At 63.6% G+C, this 3721-nt stretch carries 4 protein-coding genes; 2 read left to right on the top strand and 2 right to left on the bottom strand.

Annotation, left to right across the window (positions count from 1 at the left end; translation table 11 throughout):
* On the top strand, positions 1 to 762 hold a 762-nt coding region (locus Q0L57_RS07985), incomplete at its 5' end, for a VOC family protein (protein ID WP_296740712.1).
* 33 nt (positions 763 to 795) lie between these two features.
* Here Q0L57_RS07985 and Q0L57_RS07980 read toward each other — a convergent pair.
* A complete protein-coding gene (locus tag Q0L57_RS07980; protein ID WP_296740710.1) occupies positions 796 to 1284 on the bottom strand; it encodes a hypothetical protein in 489 nt (162 codons plus the stop codon).
* A gap of 195 nt (positions 1285 to 1479) precedes the next feature.
* Here Q0L57_RS07980 and Q0L57_RS07975 point away from each other — a divergent pair, with 195 nt between their 5' ends.
* Positions 1480 to 1878 (top strand): DoxX family protein, encoded by a 399-nt coding sequence (locus Q0L57_RS07975; RefSeq protein WP_296740707.1) that lies wholly within the window; start codon positions 1480 to 1482, stop codon positions 1876 to 1878.
* Between the two features lie 19 nt (positions 1879 to 1897).
* Here Q0L57_RS07975 and Q0L57_RS07970 read toward each other — a convergent pair.
* The coding region (locus tag Q0L57_RS07970; RefSeq protein ID WP_296740705.1) for an FAD-dependent oxidoreductase at positions 1898 to 3721 on the bottom strand (1824 nt) is incomplete at its 5' end.

Raw genomic sequence — 3721 nt, 5'->3', positions numbered from 1 at the left:
AAACCCTTCTTCTGGTACGAACTGATGACCACCGACCTCGACGCCGCCGAGGCCTTCTACACCGCCGTCGTCGGCTGGAAGGCCGAGCCCTTCGACAAGGCGCCCGGCATGCCGCGCTATATCGTCGTGAATTCCGCCGTTCGTGGCGTCGGCGGGCTGATGACCTTGCCGGAAGACGCCGCCAAGATGGGCATGCCGCCAGCCTGGATCGGCTATATCCATACCAAGGATATCGACGCCTCGACGCAGGCGCTGAAGGAAGCAGGCGGCGGCGTCCATCGCGCCCCGGACGATATCCCGGGTGTCGGCCGTTTCGCCGTCGTCGCCGACCCGCAAGGTGCGACCTTCATGTTCCTGGAGCCAAACCAGCCGGATCAACCGCCGGTCCCGGCCAACACGCTTGGACATATCGGCTGGCACGAGCTCTACACGTCGGACTGGCGGGCCGCGCTCGCATTCTATGGCGAGCAGTTCGGCTGGACCAAGGGCGACGAGTTCGACATGGGCGAGATGGGCATCTACCAGCTCTTCGGCTTCGGCGGCGAACCGGTCGGCGGCATGATGAACAAGCCGCCGCAGGTCCCGGTGCCGGCCTGGCAGTTCTACTTCAATGTCGACGCCATCGACGCCGCCTCAAAGCGCGTCACCGACAATGGCGGAAAGGTGCTGATGGGGCCAATGGAAGTGCCGAGCGCCCAGTGGATCGTCCAGTGCCAGGATCCTCAGGGCGCGCATTTTGCGCTGCTGGCTCCGGTCAAGTAGGCCGACCGATTGCTACCACTGGCTGGCGCCGGATCATTCCGGCGTCAGCACCGCCACTTTGAGGTCGGCCTTCTTCGCGCCGCTGAGCTGAACGATGGCCTGACCGCCGGACAGCTTGAAGCGCACGCTTTTGCGAATGCCAGGGCAGGTCTTCACTCCGCTGAAACCCGTCGACTTCACGGAATGGCCGTCCTGCACGACATCGATCCAGGCCTCATCGGACAGGGTGAACTGGAGCTCGCCTTCAGGTGGCACGGTCACGCTGGCCGTGGCCCCGAACGTACCGGCTGCGGGCGCGTGTTCGGGCGACACCTCAAAGCTGATCGTGTCGACCGCTGCGAGCGAGAAATCCACCGCTTGCCCGACGGTAAGGGTAGCGCCGGACTGCGCTGGAGGCGCCGCCGGAAACAGGGCCTGCTCGCGTGAGACCGGCCATTTGAAGGCATCACAACCGGCGTCGGCGGCTATGGCGAAGCTAGTGCCGGCAAGGATTGCGAACAGGCTGATGACGATTTTTTTCATTGCGTAGGAACTCGCATGGTTGGCGCGCCCACATCAATACAACCAAAGAGATAAATCTGCAACCATTGCGAGAATAATTGTGAGAGCTGAAACCATTTCCACTCACCGATTGTTGATAACAAGCCGTGGGAAGTGAGTGGTCCCTGGCGGGTCAATAATTTATGGCCGGTCTGGAGGGGTAAAATGGAGTATTAGATGAAGCTTTTAGAAGGCCTCTCCCAGTATCGACCGCAGGCGCTTGGCGTGCTGCGCATCATGACTGCGTTGCAGTTCATCGAGCACGGCAGCCAGAAGCTGTTCAATTTTCCCTTCAGCGCCCAACCCCACGCCCTCAGCGGGCTCTCGCTGACCGCCGGCATTCTAGAATTCGCCGGCGGCATCCTGCTGGCGATGGGGCTGCTCACACGCCCAGTGGCTTTCCTGCTCTGCGGCGAGATGGCGATCGCCTATTTCATGGCGCACATGCCGCGCAACTTCTTCCCGGTCAACAACAGCGGCGACGCGGCCATACTGTTCTGCTTCATCTTCCTCTATCTGTTCTTCGCCGGCCCTGGCGCCTTCGCACTGGACAATCGCGATAGCGCCAAAGCCTGATGACGGGACGCGCCTGCCTTCAGGCGCGCATCCGCTCGAAATTGGCATCGAACAGCGGCACGGACTGGATGCGCGCCTTGTGGCGTTTGCCCAATATCTCGATCTCGAAACCGTCCGGCCTGTCGGCAATCTCCTTCGGCACATAGCCCATGGCGACCGACTTCCCGGAATTATGCGCATACCCGCCCGAGGTGACCCAGCCGCGCACCCCCCCATCATGCCAGATCGCCTCGTCGCCGATGACATCCGCATCGGTGGCGTCGACGATGAAGGCGCGCAGCCTGAGCTTGCCGCCTTGCTTGCGTTCAGCAAGCGCAGCTTCCTTGCCGATGAAATCGGCTTCCTTGCCATAGGCGACGAAACGGTCGAGCCCCGCCTCGAGCGGCCCATAGATCGGCCGGTACTCGCGCGCCCAGGAGCCGTAGTTCTTTTCGAGCCTCAGCGCGTTAAGCGCGCGCGAGCCGAACAGGCCGATGCCAAACTCCTCGCCTGCCGCCATGAGGGCCTGATACGCCGCGCGCTGGTACTCCGGCGCCACCCAGATCTCGTAACCAAGATCGCCCGTGTAGCTGACGCGGCCGACAAGGCAGGGCGCCATGCCGATATCGATCCTGGCCACCGCCATGAACGGGAACGCCGCGTTGGAGACGTCCGCGCGGGTGACCTTGGCGAGCACCTCCCTCGCCTTCGGGCCGGCGATGGCGAGACCGGTGAGCTTCTGCCCCAGCGCCTCGATGCGGACCGAGCCGTCGTCCGGCAGATGCGCCTCGAACCAGCGCATATGGTACTGCTCGGCGACGCCGGAGCCGGCGATGAACCATTCGCCGTCGCCGATATTGGCGAGCGTGAAGTCGCCGATCAGCTTGCCGTCTTCCTTGAGCATCGGCGCCAGCGCCATGCGGCCGGGCTTGGGCAGCTTGCAGGCAAGCACGCGGTCAAGCCAGGCCGCGGCTCCCTCGCCCGTCACCTTGTACTTGGCGAAGCTCGAGATCTCGGACAGGCCGACGCCGTTGCGCACGGCGGCCACTTCCTTCCCGACATGGTCGAAGTCGCTCGAGCGCCGCCAGGAGAATTCGTCCTTGACGCCCTCGGGCGCATACCAGAGCGGCACTTCCAGTCCATAGGCGACGCCCCATTGCGCCCCCTTGGCCGACAGCGTGTCATAGACCGGCGTGGTCTTGAGCGGTCGTCCGGCTGGCAATTCCTCATTGGGGAAGCGGATCGAGAAGCGCCGTGAATAATTCTCGCGCACCTTGGCATTGGTGTAGGCCATCGTCGCCCAGTCGCCGTAGCGCGCAACGTCCATCGCCCAGATGTCGGCGCCCGGATCGCCCTCGATCATCCAGTTGGAAAGCGCCAGCCCAACGCCGCCACCCTGGCTGAAACCCGCCATCACACCGCAGGCGACCCAGAAGCCCGGCAGGCCACGCACCGGACCGACCAGCGGATTGCCGTCTGGCGCGAAGGTGAAGGGGCCGTTGATGATCTGCTTGATGCCGGTCTTCTGGAAGGCGGGGAAGTGGCGGAAGCCGACCTCCAGCGACGGCGCGATGCGGTCGATGTCCGGCTCCAGCAATTCATGGCCGAAATTCCATGGAGTCTGGAATTCCGACCAGGGCTTGTTGGCCTTTTCATAGGTGCCCATCAGCATGCCGCCGCGTTCCTGGCGCAGGTACAACTCGCCATCGAAATCGACCGCGTGCATGATCTCAGCGCCGGTCTTCTTGTTCCAGTCGGCGACCTCCGGCATGTCTTCGGTGATCAGGTACATGTGCTCCATGGCCAGCACCGGCAGTTCGAGCCCGACCATGCGGCCGACCTCGCGCGCCCAAAGGCCGCCGGC

It is taken from the genome of Mesorhizobium sp. (genome assembly GCF_024509055.1).
Classification (GTDB): domain Bacteria; phylum Pseudomonadota; class Alphaproteobacteria; order Rhizobiales; family Rhizobiaceae; genus Mesorhizobium.
The sequence above is the reverse complement of the archived record's forward strand: the minus strand, read 5'-3'. Positions and strand labels throughout refer to the sequence as shown.